At 57.5% G+C, this 20,876-nt stretch carries 14 protein-coding genes; 6 read left to right on the forward strand and 8 right to left on the reverse strand.

Translation table 11 applies throughout. The annotated features are described in order from the left end of the window. Positions 1 to 4: 4 nt before the first annotated feature. Entirely contained in the window at positions 5 to 3,001 is a 2,997-nt protein-coding gene (locus ACR0EK_RS12670) for a cyclic nucleotide-binding domain-containing protein (RefSeq protein ID WP_480967865.1), read from the reverse strand. A 244-nt stretch (positions 3,002 to 3,245) separates the two neighbouring features. Here ACR0EK_RS12670 and ACR0EK_RS12675 point away from each other — a divergent pair, with 244 nt between their 5' ends. Further along, a complete protein-coding gene (locus ACR0EK_RS12675) occupies positions 3,246 to 3,608 on the forward strand; it encodes a DUF3307 domain-containing protein (RefSeq protein WP_480488349.1) in 363 nt (120 codons plus the stop codon). A 121-nt stretch (positions 3,609 to 3,729) separates the two neighbouring features. Here the strand turns inward: ACR0EK_RS12675 and ACR0EK_RS12680 are convergent, their stop codons facing one another. The 6 genes from ACR0EK_RS12680 to ACR0EK_RS12705 all read right to left on the reverse strand — a co-directional run bounded on the left by ACR0EK_RS12680 (position 3,730) and on the right by ACR0EK_RS12705 (position 10,906). Beyond that, positions 3,730 to 5,034 (reverse strand): NAD(P)/FAD-dependent oxidoreductase, encoded by a 1,305-nt coding sequence (locus tag ACR0EK_RS12680; RefSeq protein ID WP_480900175.1) that lies wholly within the window; start codon positions 5,032 to 5,034, stop codon positions 3,730 to 3,732. Then, the gene (locus ACR0EK_RS12685; protein ID WP_480488296.1) at positions 5,031 to 5,705 is read right to left on the reverse strand and encodes a TetR/AcrR family transcriptional regulator; all 675 of its coding nucleotides are present in this window, start codon (positions 5,703 to 5,705) and stop codon (positions 5,031 to 5,033) included. Before ACR0EK_RS12685 ends, ACR0EK_RS12680 begins: the two co-directional genes overlap by 4 nt. Beyond that, a complete protein-coding gene (locus ACR0EK_RS12690) occupies positions 5,706 to 7,244 on the reverse strand; it encodes a trimethylamine methyltransferase family protein (RefSeq protein WP_480967853.1) in 1,539 nt (512 codons plus the stop codon). A gap of 2 nt (positions 7,245 to 7,246) precedes the next feature. Then, entirely contained in the window at positions 7,247 to 9,649 is a 2,403-nt protein-coding gene (locus ACR0EK_RS12695) for a GcvT family protein (RefSeq protein WP_480870809.1), read from the reverse strand. Between the two features lie 110 nt (positions 9,650 to 9,759). After that, on the reverse strand, positions 9,760 to 10,389 hold the full coding sequence (locus ACR0EK_RS12700; RefSeq protein WP_480774024.1) for a glutathione S-transferase family protein: 630 nt from the start codon (positions 10,387 to 10,389) through the stop codon (positions 9,760 to 9,762). A gap of 19 nt (positions 10,390 to 10,408) precedes the next feature. Then, positions 10,409 to 10,906: a class I SAM-dependent methyltransferase gene (locus ACR0EK_RS12705; RefSeq protein ID WP_480585924.1), complete on the reverse strand. Its 498-nt coding sequence runs from the start codon at positions 10,904 to 10,906 to the stop codon at positions 10,409 to 10,411. A gap of 233 nt (positions 10,907 to 11,139) precedes the next feature. Between ACR0EK_RS12705 and ACR0EK_RS12710 the strand changes: the two genes are divergently transcribed. From ACR0EK_RS12710 to ACR0EK_RS12730, 5 genes are read left to right on the forward strand one after another with little or no spacing between them, the layout of a single operon-like run. Further along, positions 11,140 to 12,912 (forward strand): ABC transporter ATP-binding protein, encoded by a 1,773-nt coding sequence (locus ACR0EK_RS12710; RefSeq protein WP_480900179.1) that lies wholly within the window; start codon positions 11,140 to 11,142, stop codon positions 12,910 to 12,912. After that, complete coding sequence (locus ACR0EK_RS12715) at positions 12,905 to 14,818, forward strand: ABC transporter substrate-binding protein (protein ID WP_480900180.1); 1,914 nt, start codon at positions 12,905 to 12,907, stop codon at positions 14,816 to 14,818. Before ACR0EK_RS12710 ends, ACR0EK_RS12715 begins: the two co-directional genes overlap by 8 nt. Positions 14,819 to 14,832: 14 nt before the next feature. Continuing rightward, positions 14,833 to 15,861, forward strand: coding sequence for an ABC transporter permease (locus ACR0EK_RS12720; protein ID WP_267363792.1), 1,029 nt, complete (start codon positions 14,833 to 14,835; stop codon positions 15,859 to 15,861). Further along, positions 15,858 to 17,012, forward strand: a complete 1,155-nt coding sequence (locus ACR0EK_RS12725; RefSeq protein WP_480484049.1) for an ABC transporter permease — start codon at positions 15,858 to 15,860, stop codon at positions 17,010 to 17,012. The genes ACR0EK_RS12720 and ACR0EK_RS12725 overlap by 4 nt, the downstream gene beginning before the upstream one ends. Next, positions 17,009 to 18,361: a CoA transferase gene (locus ACR0EK_RS12730; protein ID WP_480900182.1), complete on the forward strand. Its 1,353-nt coding sequence runs from the start codon at positions 17,009 to 17,011 to the stop codon at positions 18,359 to 18,361. The genes ACR0EK_RS12725 and ACR0EK_RS12730 overlap by 4 nt, the downstream gene beginning before the upstream one ends. Positions 18,362 to 18,422: 61 nt before the next feature. Here the strand turns inward: ACR0EK_RS12730 and ACR0EK_RS12735 are convergent, their stop codons facing one another. Beyond that, a complete protein-coding gene (locus ACR0EK_RS12735; protein ID WP_480967854.1) occupies positions 18,423 to 20,816 on the reverse strand; it encodes a mechanosensitive ion channel domain-containing protein in 2,394 nt (797 codons plus the stop codon). Between the last annotated feature and the right edge of the window lie 60 nt (positions 20,817 to 20,876).

The following is a 20,876-nucleotide window of genomic DNA, read 5'->3' on the forward strand; positions in this document are numbered from 1 at the left end:
ACTCCTAATTGGACACGTAACCGGCGATCACCTGCATCAGCTTGAACGCGGTTGCCGCATCGTTTTCCACAACGGCCAGGAACTCTTCCTCACCGATCCGAAGACAGGATAGGTTTGTTTCGGCCACCATGCTCAGCGCGCGTGGTTCTTTGCGGATCAGACCAAGCTCACCCACCAATGCGCCCGGCCCCACGGTGGTGATCAACTGGTCGGGGCCATCTTCCTGCGGCAGGTACAGGCCGGCCTCACCCTCCAGCACCACATACGCGCCGTCGGTCGGCTGATCATCTTTCAGGAACACCACCTGACCGGGCTTGGCATCGAACCATTGCGCGCCAAAAGCCAGAAGGCGCAGTTGCCTCCGGTCCAGCCCCGAAAACAAGGGGGTCTGCTCCAGCGCGCGGAGTTTCCGCGCCAGATCTGCTGAAGATGCGCTGTCTTTTCCCACGTCCACCGGTCCTCCGTCCGAGACGACACGACCTTGCCGGATTTCCACGAACATGTCGAATACGTCTGGGTTTTCGAACTGGTCATTGAGGTAGAACACCGTGGCATCCGGCAACAACTCGCGCAGCTTCTTGTAGACCGACACCTGCGTTTTCATGTCGTAACTGGCCAATGCCTGCTCCAGGATCAGGATATCCGGCTTCTTGATTGTCGCGCGGGTAAACGCCAGCGGTTCGGCAAAAACCGCCGGAAGGCTCTGCCCACCCAAAGCAACCGGAATGTCATAAATCAGCTCGACCACCAAAGGACGCGCGCCGTTCTCCTCTAACACGTCCACAATGACCTTGCGGGCCTCATCCGATCGCGCGCCACCTATCTGGCTGACCTTGCCGAACAGCGCGTTTTCCATGACCGACAGTCCAGGCGCGAAATCTTCCGGGTCCAGCGGAACAAAAGCGTCCTTGAGGCTTTCCAACAGCTTGTCCGAATGACTCTGCCTCAGTTCCAGAATGCGGTCCTTCAGCTCATCCGTGAACGCCGGGCCAATCTGTTCAGCCGAGACGACGAAAGGCACAGCCAACATACTGGCCAGCTGTTCGTCATCCAGCCCTGACGTTCCCTCTTTGCGGGTTTGTTCAACCAGCTCCACAGCTGCCTCATAGGTCTTTGCATCAAGACCCAGCTTGCGGAACAGCGGATGGTCGGTTCCGTCGAACCCGAAGATCTGGCGCAGCATCTCGATCACGTCACGGGTCAGGGCGATCAGCGTCTCATCCAGCCCCAGCTCTCGCAACTGCATGAGGAAAACCTTCTGCCGGGCAAGCAACGCCTGCGTCACCGGCACGCGGGGCGTCGCAAAAAGCAGGTTCTCGGCAACAGGCAGCGCCGGGTTGTAAGTATTCCGGTCGAAAATCAGCGCCTGCTGCTCAAGACCCGCGTCATGAACCGCCTGCCGCACAAACGGGCGCAGCTCGACCAGTTTCTTTGCCAGTTCGCAGTGTTCGGTCGCAACAAAGCTCTGTTCAGCGCCACGCCGGAACAGGGCAGCCCCGGACCCCATTCCATCAATTAGTTGCAACCACCAATCGCGCAACGCCGTCGCGTCTTCAAACCCGGCCAGCGCCGGGTCAAGCCATTCCACCCTGAACGGATCCATGCTGTTTCCAGCCCGCAAGGTCTCGGCAAAATCTGGGTCATCTATGGATTCAGCCAAGGGTTTGAACCGCATCGGCATCATCACGTTGTCACCCAACGTTCCCTGAAACATCACCGGGCGGGATGTGGCATACCCGATACGTGCGGCCACCACGCCCTGATGCAGGTCTGCCAGGTTCAGATCCCCAACCTGAACCGTGCCGGCAGCGGGCAAAATCTCGCGGGTCAGCAGCTCGCCCATGGCGCGCCGGTCCTCTTCGCTGGGTGCGGCAATGCCAATCGTCTTGCCAGCGGGAAAAGTAAGATTCAGATCATCCAGCACCTGATTGCCGTCCATGTCACGAACCGAGACGTGCTTTAGCGCTATATCACCGCTCAGGTGGGGGCGCTCTGCTGGTTCGCCCTCGAACAGCGCTTCGTCCTTCAATCCGGCTGGATCGAAGCGGTCAACGACGATATCCCAGCGCAACGACATGTCCTGGGTTTGGTTGTAATAGGTCAGCAGCTCTTTCCAGGGTGAGCTCAGGTCCTTATACGCCGCCAGCGCCGCAACCAATGCCCCCAGCGAAACCGAACCCTGCAACACCAGAAGGCCACCAATCAGGTAGAACATGAATGGTGTCAGCTGCGAGATGAAGTTGTTTATAAACTTCATAAAGAACTTCTTCTGGTAAATCTCAAAGCGGATCGCGAAAAGCCGCCCCAACTGATCGGAGATCATAGCCCGGCGATAGCGCCAGCCGCCATTGCTGCGGAGGGTTGACGCACCTGCCGCGTTTTCGCCGATCTGGGCAGCCAACGCCCGAACTTCCTGAATACGTTTCTTGTTCAACAGGTTGATCTGACGCTGCAATTTAGGGATTAACCAGGCCTGCACCGGGATCAGGGCGACTGCGGCCAGCCCGAACCAAAAGCTTTGCAAGAACAGGAAAGAAAGGATGGTGATCATCTGACCGGCTTGCAGAACTGGCTGGCTGATCGCATCGCCCATCAGCCCGCCCATTGGTTCGCTTTCAGCCGTGATCATCGAGACCATTTCGCCCTGGCTGACCCGTTCGAAATAGGGTTGCGGAAAAAGAAGCGCGCGGCTGACCAGCTGATACCGAAACCGTCGCAGCATGCGTTCGCTCAGCACACCCTTCATGGTGTTGATGCGCATTTTCATCAGCCCGTGCGCCAACACGGCAGCAAGGAAAGCAAAGCACAAGATGATCAGGAAATTCGTCTGTGAAAGCGTATAGCCCCAGACATCCACTTCGGCCGTTGTCGAACCGATTGCGTCGTTGATGATACGCTTGGGCAGTTCCAGCGTAAGATAGAGCAACGGAAACAACGTCGCCGTCACAGCCAACAGGATCAGCTGATCGCGTTTGGAGTATTTCCAAATAAAGCGGAAAATCGTGCGTTCTATGGAACCTGCCCCTACTGCTGGCCGATAACACGGCCCGGATGCCGCGCGCCCAAATTCAACGGTTTGAATTTACTGCCATACTGACACGTTATGCAAATTTTTTCCCACCTGAGAATTTTCTTTATCTTATGTGAACTAGTTCATTTACGCATGGCCGTGTTATTGCCTAAAGTCAGTTTAGAACGATATCGGGAGGGTTCTTTTGACTGCCAGTATTGGCGCAGTGTTACTTATGCTTTGCCTTTTTCAGGTCAAGCACATGTTCGCTGACTACTACCTCCAAACACCGAAAATGCTCTCTGGCCGAGGCGAGTATTTTCACTTGGGACGCGCGCAGCACGCAGCAGTACATGTTGCGGGCTCTGTCATCGTGTTTGCCGCGTTTGGCGCTCCGGTATTGTTCATCCTGATTGTCGGACTGCTTGAATGGGTCATTCATTTCAATATCGATTTCTTGAAAGCTAGCTATTCAGACAAGAAACAGCTTGAGCCGACGCAGGCCGCGTTCTGGCGTGCAGCTGGGTTAGACCAGTGCCTGCACAACCTGACTTATGTGGCGATGGTCTGGGCCTGGGTGACTTTCGCGGCAACGTAGCTCGTACCAGGATATGCCGTCCGATGCGCAGCCCAGAAGCTATGCGCCTATCCCTCGGCCGGTCATAGCGAGGCAAGCTGTTAACCTGCCCCACTCGACTTTGATCGATGCCAAAACCCGACTAGCCCAGAACCGAAAAACTGCTTTCCTCATTGATCGGGCGCTTGCGTGAGTAAAAGCCCACGTCGATGGTCCGTTTAATATAAGGCAGTTCGAATTGCAGCGGTTCCGCGTCGTGATCCGCTCCGCCTTCGCAATATGCGATCAGGGCTGCCATCATCTTACCCGCAATCGGTGCATTCTTATACTGGTTCCCGCTGGATCCGCAGGCCATGTAAAACCCCGGCAGGTTGGATTTGTCATAGATCGGAATCCAGTCGGTTGAGGCATCGTAAAGGTCAACCACACCACGCGTTTTCGATGGGATGCCAAGGGAAGGCACGCGCTGCGCATATCGCATGGCCTGTGTGGTCCATTGGTCCGTGAACTCGCGGTTGTAGTTGACGTCATCCTCGCACCATTGATGCGGATCACACTCCGGATCCTCTGATCCCACAAGGATGTGGTTGCCGTGTTCCGGGCGGCAGTAGCAGGCAATGTCGCTGTCCGAGACGATGGTTCCGTCGTTTTCAAAGTCGAACCCTTCCGGGGCAGGGACATGCACGACCTCTTGCCGCAGGGGGCGGGTTTTGATGGTCATGTCATCCAGAACGCCTGCCATCCCATTGATGATAGCCGAGCCCGGCCCGGCCACGTTCACGACAACCCTTGCGCGGATTTCTTCGCCTGAGGCAAGTTTTACACCGGAAACACGTCCATCCTCGGTCAGGATCTCGGTTACTTCGGCACTGGTGCGAACCTCGGCTCCGTGCTGTTTGGCAGCATCCATCAGGTTTTGCGCCGACAAGGCCGGGTCGGTGACGTACCCCGCCTGAGGCCAGTACACTCCACCCGACATCTTTCGCCCGTTGGGCTGGCCGAATTCCGGATCATCCAAACGGCGTGCCGGGGCAAAGCTGTCCAGCGAATAAACCGGCAGGCGTTCAACCACTTTTTCCCCCGACCATTCTTCGAACGGGCAATCCAGTTCTGATGAATTGCGCATGTGCTTTTCCAGCATCCCGTTCGCCTCGGTCTTCATAACCAGGCAGCCGGTTTCCCTGAACTGAGCCAGATTGGCCCCCTCCGGCAGTCCAAGATAGTCAGCCCAGTCGCGCCAGTAATGATAGCCTTCCCAGGCAAACGCCGTTCCATCGAAGGTGGAATAATGCATCCGGATGATCGCGCAGGACCCGGCGGTTGAACCGTGTCCAACCTGTGCGTTGCGATCCAGAGACAGGGTTTTCCAACCCGCCTTGGACATTTCGAACGCGATGGCCGCGCCGATCACGCCGGTACCGATGATGATTGCGTCTGGCTGACTCATGTCGGGTCTCCTTTCCAGTAGCGCCGGGAATATGCGCTGAATTCTTCAACTTCTTCGGGTTTCGGTTCGACGCCCGTAAAGGCGTATAGGTAATTCGGCACCATCGAGATCCGCGTCTCGAAGGGTTCGTTCAATTGTGCAAGGTCATATCCGATCTGCATGTAATACAGCACGCGCGCACGTGTTTCGGACTCAATCTCGGAATAGCCGTATCTGGCGAACATCGCGTGCAAAGCTTCAAGTCGCCGAGTGTCTGACTGGTCCAGCGCACGGCGTACTTTGCCCGATTTACGCGCCCAGTCGCGCACGGCAAAATCCAACGCGGTGTCAAACAAATCCGTATTGACCACACAACGATGCACGTTGCAGACCGCGCCCGTTATCGTGTCGGCTGGTGCTTCGGCCTGTTTTACAAGCGCAACCGTATTGGTCGCCTGCCACCGCGCCAGCAGTGCATCCAAAAGTTCCTGTCTGGACTTGAAGTACCAGTAGAAGGATGAGCGTGACACGGCCATCCGCTCGGCCAGGTTAAGAACCTTGATCTGGTCCACCCCGTCCGAAATCAGCACGTCCATCGCCACGTTCAGCCAGTCGTCGCGGGTCACCTTGATATTGCCGATCAGGGGCTCGGCTTCGGGATCGTCGCGGTGAAGGATAGGTTTGTTGTTCATTCAACTCTCCGGTGGCGCCCCGCCCTCTGCGGTGCGGCGTGCGATAAAGTCCTGCAAGGCACCAAAACGATCATTGTCTATGGCGGGGGCCTTGAAATCGTTCAGGATACCCTGCCAAACCCCCGTTGCACGTTGGTTGGCATCCGTCGATCCTCGCTCGGTCCATGTGCCGAAATTGGCGTAGTCATGGACATGCGGTTGATAGAACTCGGTGGTGTAGCGCTCCATCGTCTGGGGGCAGGCAAAGAAATGACCGCCGGGCGCGACCTCACTTAAAGCGTTATCAAAGCCGATCTCGGCAGGCCCCGCCTGCGCGCCTGCGCAAAGCTCGGCCACCATGTTCAGCACCTCGGCATCACAGACCAGCTTTTCGAAGGATACGGTCAATCCCCCTTCCAGCCAGCCCGCTGAATGAATGATCACAGTCGCGCCGGCCATCAGGCAACCCCAGAGGCCAAACTGGTTTTCATTCGCCGCCTGTACGTCGTTGCTGTTTGACGCCGACCCTGCCGCCGACCGCCAGGGCAGGCCAAGGTGACGCGCCAGTTGGCCTGCGGCAAGTGACGCCTGAAAATGCGAGGGCGTCCCGAATGCAGGTGCGCCGGATTTCATGTCCACATTGCTGGTGAACGTGCCATAACAGACCGGAGCGCCCGGTCTGGCCAACTGCGTCAAGGTCAGCGCGGCAAGCGCCTCGGCATGGGACAGGGTGATTGCCCCCGCCACGGTGATCGGCGCCATCGCCCCCATCAGAGTGAACGGAGTGATGATCGACATCTGACCGTGGCACGCAAAGTCGATCAGCCCTTGCGCCATGGGAATATCCAACGTGCGCGGGCTGTTTGTGTTGATGATCGTGTAACAATGCGCGTTGCCACGAAACTCATCATCCGACAGACCTCGCGCCGTGGACAGCATCTCAAAGCAATCCATGACCTGCGGCGTGCCGCGCGAGAAGAAGAACGGGAACTTGTCGGTCAGTTCCATCTGTGCCTGTGTCGTGAAGTAGTGGCGCAGATGCGTCGGTACATCCTGAGGTTCAACCTGAGGAGAGATCATCTGGAACACATCGAAATGATGGGTGAGCTTCAGAAACTCCAGATAATCCTGACCTGTCGCCGGGCGGCGACCACGTTCCAGATCGGTTGCGTTCGGCGCGCCTGCCCCCGGTTGAAACACCAGCGAACCCAGTTCCAGAGTGAAATCCCGATGCCGTGAACCGGCACGACAAGCAATAGATTTGGGGGCCGAGGCAACGGCAGCCTCAACCATCTCGCGCCCGATAAAGACCATCTCACTGTCTTCATCCACGCGCGCGCCACCCTGCTTGAACAGCTTGCGCGCCTCGGGAAGCAGGGTCTTTACACCCAACTCCTTGAGCGTACGCAACGCTGTCTCGTGCATGTCCGCAATCTGGTCAGCCGGGAACACCTCCATCAATGGGAAAGGGTTCCTAAGCTGGCGATAGTTCACGTCGCGGCTGGGCTGCGGGGCAGCCTCGCCCCCTCGCCTTCGGCGTCGTCGGTCCGGAGCGGCCATGATCAGCCCCGCATCGCTTTGCCCTGAGGGTCGTAGGGCGACGGTGCAATTACCCGCGCCGGACATTCCACCCCTACGACATGGACAGACAGTTCCGTACCCGGGTCCACCTTGTCACGGTCAATCAAGGCCATTGCCAACGACTTGCCGGTATAGTGCCCGTAACCGCCTGAGGTCACAAAACCCACGCGTTCGCCGCTGGCCCAGACCGGTTCATACCCGCTGGCGTCGGCGTCCAACGCATCGATTTCCAGTGTTACCTGTACCTGCGCCGGGCCATTGCCATCCCGTTCGGCCAACGCGGCCTCCTTGCCGACGAAATCCTTGTCCCAGTCGATCCAGCGATCCATGCCGGTCATACCGGGTGTGTAAGCCTGCGTGAACTCTGCCGACCAGATGCCATAGCTCTTCTCAAGCCGGGTTGACAGCATCGCATTGAAACCGCACTCGCGGATTCCCTCTTCTGCACCAGCTTCCAGCAAAATGCGGCGCAGTTTGATGTGATCGCCATAGCGGCAGTTGATTTCATACCCTTTTTCGCCGGTCACCGACATACGAGCCACGCGGGCACGGACGAGACCGATGTCGAAATCACCGCAGCCCATGAATTTCAGACCCGAGATATCCTGTTCGGCCAATTTTTCGACCACCGCCTGCGATTTTGGTCCGACCACGGCGAACCCGCAATACTCCTCTCCCAGGTCGCGGACGGTGACCCCATCCATCATATGATCGTTGAACCATCGCATATGCCAGGCGCGCAGGTAATAGCTGCCCATGATCCACCAGGTGCCATCGCCCCAGTTCAACACGGTCAGATCGCCTTTGAGCCGCCCATCCTCACCCAGCATCGGCGCCAGTTTGGCACGACCCGGGGCGGGCAGTTTCGATGCCATAACGTTATCCAGCCAAGCCTCGGCATTTGGGCCCGAAACCTCAAAGCGGGAAAAACCCGTGATATCCATCAGGCCCACGCCCTCACGGATGGTCCTGCATTCAGCGGCCACGATGTCGTGCGCGTTCGAACGTTTGAGCGTTGGCGTTTCCTCGAACCCTTTGGGCGCGAAATACAGCGACACCTCCAGATCCCAGCTGACACCCCATTTGCATCCGGCCTCGGTCATCGCGTCATGCGCCGGAGCCATCTTCAGCGGGCGACCCGCAGGCAATTGCTCGTTCGGGTAGGTCATCACAAAGCGGCGCGAATAGAACTGGCCAGTGGTTTCACGAATATACCGCTTGTTCTGTGCGAAATCACCATAGCGCGCCACATCCATCGGCCATGCATCCGCTTCGGGCTCACCATGGATCATCCATTCGGCCAGTGTTTTCCCAACGCCACCACCTTGCAGGAACCCGGCCATCACCGCGCAGGCGGTCCAATAGCCGCGCTTGCCCGGAACCGGACCAACCAGCGGGTTACCATCCGGTGAGAACGTGAACGCACCATTGACCCATGTCTTGATGCCCACGTTCTGAATCGACGGATACCGCTCAAAGCCCAGCGTCAGTTCGTTCTCGATCCGGTCAAGCTGTTCCTGAAACAGTTCCTCGCCATAGTTCCACGGCGCGCCATCCATCGCCCAGTGTTCGTGATCGACCTCGTAGATCCCAACCAGAACACCCTTCTGGTCCTGCCGCATATAGGTGAATCCTTCGAGGTCCACAGTCATCGGCATCTCGAAATCCGCCTGCGCAACTTCTGGCACAGTGTCTGTGATCAGATAGTGGTGCTTCAACGGTGAGACTGGCAACTCTACCCCGGCCATACGCCCAACCTGCTTGGCCCAGAGCCCGGCCGCGTTGACCACATGTTCACAGGTGATCGTGCCCTTATCGGTCACAACCTGCCAACCATCATCTGTCTGGATCAGCTCTTCGACCTTGGTTTCCTCGTAATATTCGGCACCACGTTTTCTGGCCGCAGTCGCATAAGCCTGAACAGTGCCTGTCGTATCGATATACCCTTCGCGATCCGCCCACATCGCGCCCAAAACACCGTCGGTTGACATGATTGGGCAGCGTCTTTGTGCCTCTTGCGGGGTCAGCAGCTCGCAATCATCAATGCCGATTGACTGGAAGATGCGGTAATTGGCCTGCAACCACTCCCAGCGTTCAGGCGTACCGGCCAGCGTCAGACCACCGGTCATGTGCAAACCGATATTCTGGCCCGATTCTTTTTCGATCTCACTCAGTAGGTCAATTGTGTAGGCCTGCAACGAGGCCATGTTCGGATCCGCGTTCAGGGCATGGATGCCGCCCGCTGCATGCCAGGACGATCCCGATGCCAGCCGCCGCCTCTCCAGCATGACCACATCGGACCAGCCGAATTTGGCCAGATGATACAGAACCGAAGCACCAACGACGCCCCCACCAATGACCACTACGCGATATTGGGATTTCATCCCGACCTCCCTGAACAGAATCTGAGAAGACGCTAGTGGCACTGTTCAGTTCTGTCTAGACATTTATGTACAGTACGGAATGCGAGAACTCTGCCGAATGCTTTGCAAACCTAAAGCTGGGCGCTTGGGCGGGCTTTCACGCTTTCAAACCAAACCTGCGTGTTCGTATTGCCGTCCGGTATCCGCATCTTAATGACGCGCGCGAAATCGACAAAAACAAAAGTGGATATATCCGCCAGAGTGAATACATCGCCCGCAACATACGCGCTTTGCATCAACCGCGCCTCCAGCAGTTCAAAAAATGACGCAACCCGCTCGCGCCCACGCTGCGCCAGTTCGGGGATCTGCGCATGATTAACCGTGCCGGGAATAGCACGGTCTTTGAACGCCGGATGGCTGTTGCGTAAAGCTTCAGCGATGGGCGCACCGCCCTGCTGCTCGGCAATTGCGTTCCACATCAGGACCAACCCTTTTTCATCAGCGGTCCGGCCCATCAAGGGCGGCTCGGGGAAACGCGCTTCAAGATACGCGGCGATGCCAAGATTTTCGGTCAGGACTGCGCCGTCATCCGTTACCAGAACCGGGATTGTGGCCCGGGGGTTCACTGCACGAAACTCAGTGCTCAACTGCGCGCCCTCAGCAATCGAGATTTCGTGCGTTTCGATGTTCAACCCTTTTTCCGCGATGAACATGCGGGCACGGCGCGGGTTTGGGGCCGTAGAGCAATCGTAGAATATCATGCAGGCCCCTTCTCTCTGGTCAACGCCGATAGATGAAACAGCGCCCTTCGACGGCACCCTCGGGCAACGGCATTTCCTCCAGCGCCTCGAAATACATCCGGTCACTTGAAACCATTAATCCACCCGGTGCCAGCAAGGGCTCGATCAACGGGGAAACAAGCCGCGCAAAGATGTCGTTCTTTTCGCGATTATGCCCCCCAAGGTCTGCATGAATCAGGCTTGCTGTCGGTCCAAACCTGTCGACCGCCGCTGGCAGCGTCTCGCGCACATCCCCCAAGATCACCCGATCCTCGGGCGGGGTTGAATCAGGGTGCGAAGCCACCGCGCGTTCGAAAACAAAGACAGGACGTCCATCGATATGCTGCACAAGATGATGATAGGTGCGCCCATTGCCCAACCCCAGTTCAAACACCGGGCCAGCCATGCCTGCCGTTTGCGCAATCGCGTGATCCAGGCAGGCGCGCTGCGACACCATACGATCGATAAACAAGTCCAGACGACTTTGATTCTCGGACACTGGCAAATATCTCCTTGATACCAATCGAAAGCATAGGTGCCCCCGACGCCGCCTTAGATGACAAATTCTCAAGACTTTGTGTAGCGACGAAGCCCAAAGTTTCACATTTTCGCGACATTTCAGCCCAAGAACGGGTTTGACTAGACAGGCGGAACCGCGCGACACTGACGAAAAAATCACGGGGAGTTGAAACGACCGATGTCACCAAGCGGCCAAACGGTTGGAAAACCTGCATGAGCGCGTTGTTGTCTGTCAGAGACCTCAGCATCGGCTTTGGTGCGGGCAGTTCCGTGGTCAAGGATGTGAATTTCGATGTCAAACCAGGAGAAACCTTGGCGCTGGTCGGTGAATCGGGATCGGGTAAAACCATCACGTGCCGGGCCGTCTTGCGGATTCTGCCGCGAACGGCGCAGATACGCAGCGGCACGATAACTTTGAATGATTCCAAAGGTACATGTAACCTGACAGCGGTCAGCGAACGAGAAATGCGCGGCATTCGTGGCAATCGCGTTTCGATGATCTTTCAGGAACCCATGCGATCGCTGTCACCTCTGCACAAGATTGGGAATCAGGTCAGTGAAGTCCTGTGGCTCCATCGTGGGCTTTCCGAGTCCGAGGCGCGCAAAAAGGTCCTGACACAGTTCGAGCGCGTGGGCTTTCCAAATCCGCAGCGTGCCTATGACTCCTACCCGTTCGAGCTGTCGGGCGGAATGCGCCAACGCGCCATGATTGCGATGGCAATGGTATCCAAACCCGAACTGCTGATCGCGGATGAGCCAACCACCGCGCTGGATGTGACCACGCAAGCGCAGGTTCTGGGACTGATCAAGGAATTGCAGCGCGAGACCGGCATGGCGCTTATTCTGGTGACCCATGATCTGGGCGTGGTCGCCAACATGGCCGAACAGGTTGTGGTCATGCACAAGGGCCGCATCATGGAGGCTGGCCCGGCCGCACCAATCCTGACCTCCCCCGCACATCCATATACCAAACAACTGTTTGATGCGGCACCGGAAATTCCAGATCAGGATGCTGTGGGCATACCGATGCCGGACGACGATCTGATCCTTCAGATGAAGGGCGTCTCAAAGACCTACACGATGCGGTCCAGCAAAGGGTGGCAAGCCGACAAGGAAATCTATGCTTGCAAAGGGGTCGATTTGAATTTGGCACGCGGCAAGACGCTTGCCATAGTCGGTGAAAGCGGATCAGGTAAAACAACAGCCGCGCGGATTGCATTGGGTGCAGAACTACCCGATCCCGGCGGAGAAGTCCTGTTTCGCACCGCGCCGAATACCGATCCCATCACGGTGCACAACATGACCCGGGCCCAGCGCACCGCGTTTCAGCGCAATGCGCAGATGGTGTTTCAGGATCCCTACAGCTCGCTCAGCCCACGGATGCGCATTCAGGACGCGATGACCGAGCCGTTGGAAATTCACCGTATCGGAACTACGGCCGAGCAGCGCGACAAAGCCGCCGAGATGTTGCAGCGCGTCGGCCTGACAGCCGACATGCTGAAACGCTATCCACACGCCTTTTCAGGGGGTCAGCGGCAACGTCTGTCGGTGGCCCGCGCCATGATGCTCGACCCGCAGCTCATCGTGTGTGACGAACCCACCTCGGCGCTGGATGTATCGGTACAAGAGCAGATTCTGACCCTGTTGGAAAACCTGCAGGACAGCCTGAACCTGTCCTATCTGTTCATCTCGCACGATCTGGCTGTGGTCGCGCGGATCGCCGACGAAGTTGCCGTGATGCGTCGCGGCCTGATCGTCGAGCAAGCACCACCCGAAACTCTTTTCTACAATCCGCGCCACCCCTACACCAAAGCGCTGATTGCCGCTCAACCCGAACCCGACATCAATCGCCCGATCGACCTGAAAGTGGTTTCCTTGGGCGCCGGCGCGCCGGACAGTTGGGATGAAGCCTTTCGTTTCTCGGACACCGTGATACCCTCATTGGTGGAATTGGAACCGGGCCATAAGGTACGTTGCCATGTTTAAGACCACTCGCCCCCTGATCCTGGCCGCTTCGCTGACGCTCATCGGGATGCTGCCCGCCACGGCAGAGACGATCCCCACACCTCAGGAAAGCGCGTTCTGGAACTCGGAAGTAGAAGCGGGCAATCTGCCGCCCGTTCAAGAGCGCCTGCCCAAGGACCCGCTGGTAGTCGATCTGGAAGCAAAGGGCCGCGAGTTCGGCAAACAGGGCGGCACCCTGCGCACCATGATCACGCGGTCCAAAGATATCCGCCAGATGGTTGTCTATGGTTATGCCCGGCTGGTCGGTTTCGACCAGAACTATGAGATTATCCCCGATTTGCTGGCGTCGTTTGAAAACGAAGACGGCCGCAAGTTCACCCTGAAACTGCGCGAAGGGCACAAATGGTCAGACGGTTCTCCGTTTACGTCGGAAGATTTCCGCTATTGGTGGGAAGACGTTGCCAACAACAAATTGCTCAGCCCGTCAGGCCCGCCGGATTTTCTGATTGTCGAAGGCAAATCACCCACCGTTACCTTCCCGGATGAAACCACGGTGATTTTCGAATGGGAGGACCCTAACCCGGGTTTTCTACAATCGCTGGCTCAGGCACGACCGCCCTTTATCTATCGCCCAGCAGCTTTCCTGAAACGATATCACGAGAAATATGCCGACCCCGAGGAACTTGCCTTTCTGGTCGACGATGCCCGAGTCAAAAGCTGGGCCGCGCTGCACAACAAGCTCGACAACCTGTACAAGTTCGACAATCACGAATTGCCCACGTTGCAACCCTGGCTGAATGCAAGTTCCGGCAAGAAAATCCGCCACAATTTCGTACGTAACCCCTATTACCACCGCATCGACAGCAAAGGGGTTCAACTGCCTTATATCGATGTGGTCGAGATGGAGATCGTTGCCCCCGGTCTGGTCGCTGCCAAAACCAATGCAGGGGAAAGCGACCTGCAAGGCCGGGGTCTGGATTTCCGCGACGCTTCGATCCTGAAAAAAGGCGAGGCGCAAGGCGGCTACAAGACATTGCTATGGAAAACCGGCGTTGCGTCGCAAATCGCGATTTATCCGAACCTCAATTTCGAGGATGACGTCTGGCGCGACGTGTTGCGTGACGTCCGTGTGCGGCGCGCCCTGTCCCTTGCCATCGACCGCGAGACAATCAACCAGGCTTTGTATTTCAAGCTTGCGCATCCCGGCGCAATGTCGGTTCTGCCTGCCTCGCCCTTTTACGATGAAAAAAATGCCACCGCCTGGGCTCAGTACGATGTCGGCCAGGCCAATGCGTTGTTGGATGAGGTCGGCCTGACCCAGCGCGACAAGAACGGTATCCGCCTGCTACCGGACGGGCGCCCAATGGAGCTGGTGATCGAAACCGCTGGCGAGCGGCAAGAGGTTGAAAACGCCCTTCAGATCGTTACTGACACCTGGCGCGAGATCGGGGTCAAGCTGGTCATGCGCCCGTTGGATCGCGATATCCTGCGCAACCGAGTGTTTGCCGGCAACTCGATGGCATCGGTCTGGTATGGATGGGATGACGGTATCCCGCAGGCACACACGTCTCCAACCTATCTGGCGCCCACCGATCAGGTATTCCTGGCCTGGCCAAAATGGGGCCAGTTCTACCAGACAGGTGGTGAAGCCGGGGAAGCCCCCGACATGCCCGAGGCAGAACGTCTGATGCAACTGGCCCATAACTGGGAGGTCGCCACAACGGACGACGAACGCAAGGAAATCTGGACGGAAATGCTTAAAATCCACGCCGATCAGCTTTATGCCATTGGTATCCTGAACGGAGCACCCCAACCCATTGTCGTGTCGAACCGTCTGCGCAATGTGCCGGAACAGGCCATGTGGGCATGGGAGCCCGGTGCGCATTTCGGCGTTCACCGCCCGGACGAGTTCTTTTTCGCCGACTAAGCAGGAGCAGCTAAATGGTCATGCTGCGCTATGCGGTGTATCGCTTTTTCACGATGCTGCTGACATTGTTGGTGGTCTCGGTCCTGATTTTCATAATCATCAACCTGCCGCCCGGTGATTACCTGAGCAACCAGATTGCCGAGCTTCAGGCCTCGGGCCAGTCAGCAGGTGTCGCCAAGGCCGAGTTTCTGCGCGCCGAGTACGCTCTGGATCGCCCGATGTGGGAACAGTACCTGATCTGGGTGGGCTTCTGGCCGGGACCGCACGGATTTTCGGGTCTGATCCAAGGTAATTACGGCTGGTCATTTGAGTTCGACCGGCCTGTATCTGAAATCGTGGGCGACACGCTTTGGCTGACGGTCGTCGTCAACCTGGCCGCGATCCTGTTTGTTTATGCCGTTGCTCTTCCCCTGGGTGTTATTGCTGCGGCGCGATCACGGACATGGATTGATTATACCTCGGCCTTTGTGGGTTATCTGGGGCTAGCGACACCCAACTTTTTGTTGGCCCTGATCCTATTCTACTACGGGCATCGGTATTTCAACCTGCCTATCGGCGGCCTGATGGATCCGCAATTCGAAGGTCAGCCGCTGAGTTGGGACAAGATGAAATCTATTCTCATCCACCTGATCGTTCCGACTTTTGTCATCGGAACCTCGGGCGCATCGGCGATGATGCAGCGCCTGCGGGCAAATATGCTCGATGAACTGGGGAAACCCTATGTGGAAACGGCCATTGCCAAAGGTATGGCGCCGTCGCGGATGCTGACGAAATATCCGTTGCGCGTGGCATTCAACCCGTTCGTTGCGGATATCGGTAACCTTCTGCCATCTATGGTGTCGGGATCGGTTCTGGTGTCAGTCGTTCTGGGCTTGCAAACCATCGGGCCGACTTTGCTGACAGCACTGAAAACGCAGGACCAATTCCTGTCCGCGTTTATCCTGATGTTTGTCGCGCTGCTGACGCTTATCGGCACGATGATCTCGGATATTCTGCTGGTGATGCTGGATCCCCGCATACGATATGAGGGGCGCGAAGCATGACCGATACTCCTGACAACCGCTACGTCGATGACGCGCCGTTTGATCCGCAGGCGTCGATACAGCAACTGGAACGCGCCGATCTGGATGCCCCCAACTGGGTATTGGTCTGGCGCAAGTTCCGCACGCATAAGCTGGGTCTGATCTCGGGCATCTTCCTGCTAATGTGCTACCTGATGCTCCCATTTGCCGGTTTCATCGCGCCGTATGGCCCGAATGACCGGAACGGAGAGCATCTGTATGCGCCACCGCAATCGGTGAACTGGTTTTACGAAGGCGCTTTTATCGGCCCCCATGTTTTTCCAATCGTCGCCGAGGCGGATCTGGAAACCTTCCAGTGGAAGTTCGTCCCTGACACTGACGACCCGCGCCCGATCCGGTTCTTCTGTGAAGGGTCCGAATATCGACTTGCGGGTCTTATCAAGACAGACAGGCATCTTTTCTGCGCGCCGGATGGTGCCACCTTGTTCCTCTGGGGGTCCGACAGGCTGGGTCGCGATATCTTCAGCCGCATCCTCTATGGGGCGCAGCTGTCGCTGACCGTGGGGCTGATCGGTATTTCGGTATCATTCTTTCTGGGTATCCTGTTCGGTTCGATGGCCGGCTATTTCGGTGGCCGCATCGACTGGGTCATCAACCGGGTCATCGAAATTCTGCGTTCGCTGCCGGAATTGCCGCTGTGGCTGGCACTGTCTGCCGCCGTGCCATCGAACTGGAGCCCGGTTGCCGTATTCTTCATCATTTCGATCATCCTCGGCATCCTCGACTGGCCAGGACTGGCGCGTTCAGTTCGTGCAAAGTTCCTGTCACTACGCGAGGAAGAATACGTTCGTGCGGCAGAAATGATGGGCGCAAGCTCGGGCCGGGTGATCCGTAAGCACTTGTTGCCGAATTTCATGTCTCATTTGATTGCATCAGCCACCCTGTCGATCCCGGCAATGATACTTGGGGAAACGGCGCTTAGCTTTCTTGGCCTGGGCCTTCGTGCACCAGCGGTCAGTTGGGGTGTGATGCTGAATGACGCGCAAAACCTCGCATCGATTGAGATCTACCCCTGGACGGCAATCCCGATGCTTCCGATCATCGTGATCGTACTGGCTTTCAACTTTCTGGGTGACGGGTTGCGCGACAGCCTTGACCCTTATCAGCAATGAGCCTTCTTGCCACCCTTCCCGCCGTCGACCGATATCGCAAGGTCGGCACAGGCGCTCTGCCAAGTGCTTTTGCCGTCTCCGAACTGGCGACAGCCAGCTTTGCAGCCGTTGGGCAAGAGATGGCCCGCTTTATGCAGGCGCTGAACCTGACCCAGAAAGCACCCGAGATCGCCATCGACCACCGGCTGGCATCGTTGTGGTTCGGCTATTCCTTCAAGCCCGATGGCTGGGAAATGCCAAACCTTTGGGATGCGGTCGCGGGGGACTACAGGGCCTCAGATGGCTGGATTAGGCTGCACACCAACCTTCCGCGCCATCGCGCAGCAGCGATGAAGGTTCTCGGCACCCCGCCAGAGCGTGAAGCTGTGGCAAAAACCGTCAGAACCCGGGCCATATCCGATTTGGAAACCGATATTGTGGCCGAAGGCGGCGTGGCCGCTGCCATGCGCAGCCGGACCGAGTGGCTTGAACATCCGCAGGGCCGCGCTGTATCGCGCGACCCGTTGATTGGCTGGCAAGGCCCCCGGTACGTCAAGCTGCGCGAGAGACCGCAGGCAACTCCTGCAAGACCTCTTGCCGGGCTGCGGGTTCTTGACCTTACACGCGTTCTGGCAGGTCCGGTATCCACCCGCACATTGGCCGGTTTCGGGGCCGAGGTTCTGCGGATCGATCCGCCCGGTTGGGACGAACCCGGTGTGATCCCCGACATTTCACTTGGAAAACACTGCGCCTATCTCGATCTGAAATCGACCAATGGCATGGAACGGCTGCAAGAACTTCTGCCCCAAGCGGATGTGTTCGTACACGGGTACCGGCCCGGCGCTTTGGATGCGCTTGGCCTGACGCGCGCCAAGCGCGATGAACTGGCACCGAACAGGGTCGAGGTGACGCTGAATGCCTATGGCTGGCAAGGCCCCTGGTCGACCCGGCGCGGGTTTGACAGCCTTGTCCAGATGAGCGCAGGAATTGCGCATGCGGGCATGGGATGGGCTGACGCAGACAAACCGACGCCGTTGCCGGTTCAGGCTTTGGACCACGCGACCGGCTATCTGATGGCCGCCGCCGTCCTTTCCGCATTGGCCGAAGCCGCGTCGGGCAATTCCATCATGCATGCGCATCTGTCCCTTGCCCGCACCGCCGAGCTATTGGCGGTTCTCGGCAAAGACGACGTCGAGGCCGAGCCCATTATTCCAATGCCCACGGATTACTCGCCTGTGACAGAAGCCTCGGGCTGGGGACCGGGGCACCGTCTCAGACCAGCGCTTAGCCTCGGTGACGCTGTGCTGCAATGGGATTTACCGGCGTCGAAACTGGGCACATCCGAACCGGTCTGGCCCTTCGTTTCCTAGTGACCCAGCTCTTTCGGTGGCACCTCATCCGAGGCGCGATTCAAAGCGACGGAAGGCCTTGCTATCGGTCGTCACCGCCCGGTCCGATATCGTCCAGATAATCCTCGTCGATCGCGGCCTGAACAGCCCCCGTCACGGCTTCACGCTGTTTCGGTGTCAGGTCTTCTGCTTCCTTGCCATCCGCCAATCTTACAGTGACCTCGCGATGCGCAAACTTGATCCCCTCTCGCGCGAACAGCTCGCGAATGTCCTGATAGACCTTTTTGCGAACCAGCCACTGGTCGCCGGGTTTCGTCATGAACTTGACCCGGATGATCATCGCTGAATCCTGCATCTCGATCACGCCCTGTGACTTCAGCGGTTGGATGAAATTGTCTCCGATTACGGGATCGGCCAACAACTCCTGACCCAGTTTCTTGATCAATTTACGAACCTTCTCGACATCGGTGTCATAGGTCACGCGCAGCGGCAGCTTCATGATCACCCAATCGCGCGAGTAGTTGGTCAGCACTTTGATCTCGCCAAAGGGAATGGTGTTCAGCGCACCCAGATGGTGACGCAGTTGCATGGACCTGACCGAGATTTTCTCGACCGTCCCTTTCACATCCCCAATGTCGATATATTCCCCTTTCCGGAACGCATCATCCAGCAGGAAGAATGCGCCGGAAAAAATGTCGCGCACCAGCGTTTGTGACCCGAACCCCACGGCCAAACCAACCACACCGGCACCCGCAAACAACGGGCTGACATTGATACCCAGTTCCATCAGGACAATTAGTACGATCGTGACCACGACAACAGCCAGAATTGCGCCCCGGAAAAGTGGCAACAGCGTTGCCAGACGGCTTTGCCCGCCTTCCCCGCCTTCGTCGCCCAGTTCAACCTCGGTGCCATCGTCGGATTCTTCAGCGATCTTGCTGTCGATCCAGATCCGAAAGAAATGAAACAGGATGTACCCGATAAACAGGACAACCATCACATCCAGCGCACGTTCTACCGGCAGATCCTCGCTCCAGTCCGCGTTCGGGTACCATATCACGACAAGCGCATAAGCCCCGAGCACGAAAGCCAGAATTCCGGCTACCCGGCGGGCCAGGTCTTCATAAGTCAGAAGATGCTGCTTCGGCTGTTCAGCCTCGGGTATATCCGCCGCCCCGGCGCCTTCATCCGCTGCCGCGGCTTCCCCGTTTATTTCGCTAATCATGCGCGAGCGGTCGAAATATCGCTCCAGCAGATAGTTCATTGCACCATAGGCTATGACCACGGACATGAAGATTAGATAGCTGCTTGCAATCAACGGCAGCGGCGTCGGATGCTCCAGCGCCAGATCAACAGCCAGACGGAACCAGCTGAACACGACATAGATGATCAACGCCGGTGCCCAGCCGAAAGACACAAACCGCAACAGCCATGACACCTGTTCGGATGCCCGCCCACCCCGGATCGCGTTCGAGATTGCACGGGCGTTGAACAGGATCATCAGTATGTTGCCCAGCGCGCCCAGCATTGTCAGACCGCCATACACCATGGCGTAGACGTTGTAGTTCAGTCCAAAATCCGCGACCCAGGTAGAAAACAGAACGACCGAAATGTCATAGGTCGCCAGCACGGACGCCCAAATATACAGCCTGCGCGCATTCTTGTCCGAAAAGGGCGGTAATCGATATTGGCTCAGATAAGGTGACAGGACCATGCGCCAGAGGTCCGACACCGTGCGCGACAGGAAAAAGGCCGTAAAGATTGCCGTGATCGTGAACTGGACCGAGATATCCTCGGCCTCGCCAAAGATCAGATACCCGACGATCAAAGCCATGATCATGGCAAAGACCGTGGCTCCAATCCCCATCAGGAACCGGAACAGCAGGAACGGCATCTTTTCCCGATACCCCTGTGGTTCGTCCTTGATCCGCGCCACCACCCAGCGGCGCGCGAACCGCTTCCCGTATATCTCGATCGACAGCCACCGCCCAAGTAACAGGAACAGGATGTTCCAACCCAACACCTCGACATAGGTCTGAATTCGGCCATCCGGGCTGGTCTGGCGCAGGATGTATTGTACTTCAAAAATAGAATAGGGCAGCGCCTCGAGCCTCGATTGCATCGACTCACGGAACTTCGAGAACCGCTCTTGCGCCTTCATCAGTTGCGAACCGTCACCCATTGGGTTGCTCGAATCGCTGTCTGCGCCCTCCGAACCTGCATCCTTTCCGCCTGCCGTTGTCACAACCTGACCGGCACTGTCGATGACAATGACACTTGCGCCCGCATCGCTGGCCGCGCGGATTGCAGCGGCCAGATCACTTTCCTTGTCGGCCTCGGACGAACTGCCCGACCCTGAAGGATATCCGGGAATCAAGGATGACTGCGCCAATGCACCATTAGGAACGCCCAGAACAATGGCCCACAACGCAAAGAACAATACGGCCAGAAAATCATTTTTCATCGGGTCTTGCATCCAGTTTTCCTGATGTTGGTCAGATTACAGAAGCATTTCAGGCAGTTCAAACACTCGCAT

It is taken from the genome of Ruegeria sp. AE4 (genome assembly GCF_056542185.1).

What these genes read in the sequence shown, in the direction of transcription:
- ACR0EK_RS12730 (WP_480900182.1), top strand. Translation starts at nt 17,009, where the DNA reads ATGAGCCTTCTTGCCACCCTTCCCGCCGTCGACCGATATCGCAAGGTC.
- ACR0EK_RS12700 (WP_480774024.1), bottom strand. Translation starts at nt 10,389, where the DNA reads ATGATATTCTACGATTGCTCTACGGCCCCAAACCCGCGCCGTGCCCGC.
- ACR0EK_RS12715 (WP_480900180.1), top strand. Translation starts at nt 12,905, where the DNA reads ATGTTTAAGACCACTCGCCCCCTGATCCTGGCCGCTTCGCTGACGCTC.
- ACR0EK_RS12680 (WP_480900175.1), bottom strand. Translation starts at nt 5,034, where the DNA reads ATGAGTCAGCCAGACGCAATCATCATCGGTACCGGCGTGATCGGCGCG.
- ACR0EK_RS12710 (WP_480900179.1), top strand. Translation starts at nt 11,140, where the DNA reads ATGAGCGCGTTGTTGTCTGTCAGAGACCTCAGCATCGGCTTTGGTGCG.
- ACR0EK_RS12685 (WP_480488296.1), bottom strand. Translation starts at nt 5,705, where the DNA reads ATGAACAACAAACCTATCCTTCACCGCGACGATCCCGAAGCCGAGCCC.
- ACR0EK_RS12675 (WP_480488349.1), top strand. Translation starts at nt 3,246, where the DNA reads ATGCTTTGCCTTTTTCAGGTCAAGCACATGTTCGCTGACTACTACCTC.
- ACR0EK_RS12725 (WP_480484049.1), top strand. Translation starts at nt 15,858, where the DNA reads ATGACCGATACTCCTGACAACCGCTACGTCGATGACGCGCCGTTTGAT.
- ACR0EK_RS12695 (WP_480870809.1), bottom strand. Translation starts at nt 9,649, where the DNA reads ATGAAATCCCAATATCGCGTAGTGGTCATTGGTGGGGGCGTCGTTGGT.
- ACR0EK_RS12735 (WP_480967854.1), bottom strand. Translation starts at nt 20,816, where the DNA reads ATGCAAGACCCGATGAAAAATGATTTTCTGGCCGTATTGTTCTTTGCG.
- ACR0EK_RS12690 (WP_480967853.1), bottom strand. Translation starts at nt 7,244, where the DNA reads ATGGCCGCTCCGGACCGACGACGCCGAAGGCGAGGGGGCGAGGCTGCC.
- ACR0EK_RS12720 (WP_267363792.1), top strand. Translation starts at nt 14,833, where the DNA reads ATGGTCATGCTGCGCTATGCGGTGTATCGCTTTTTCACGATGCTGCTG.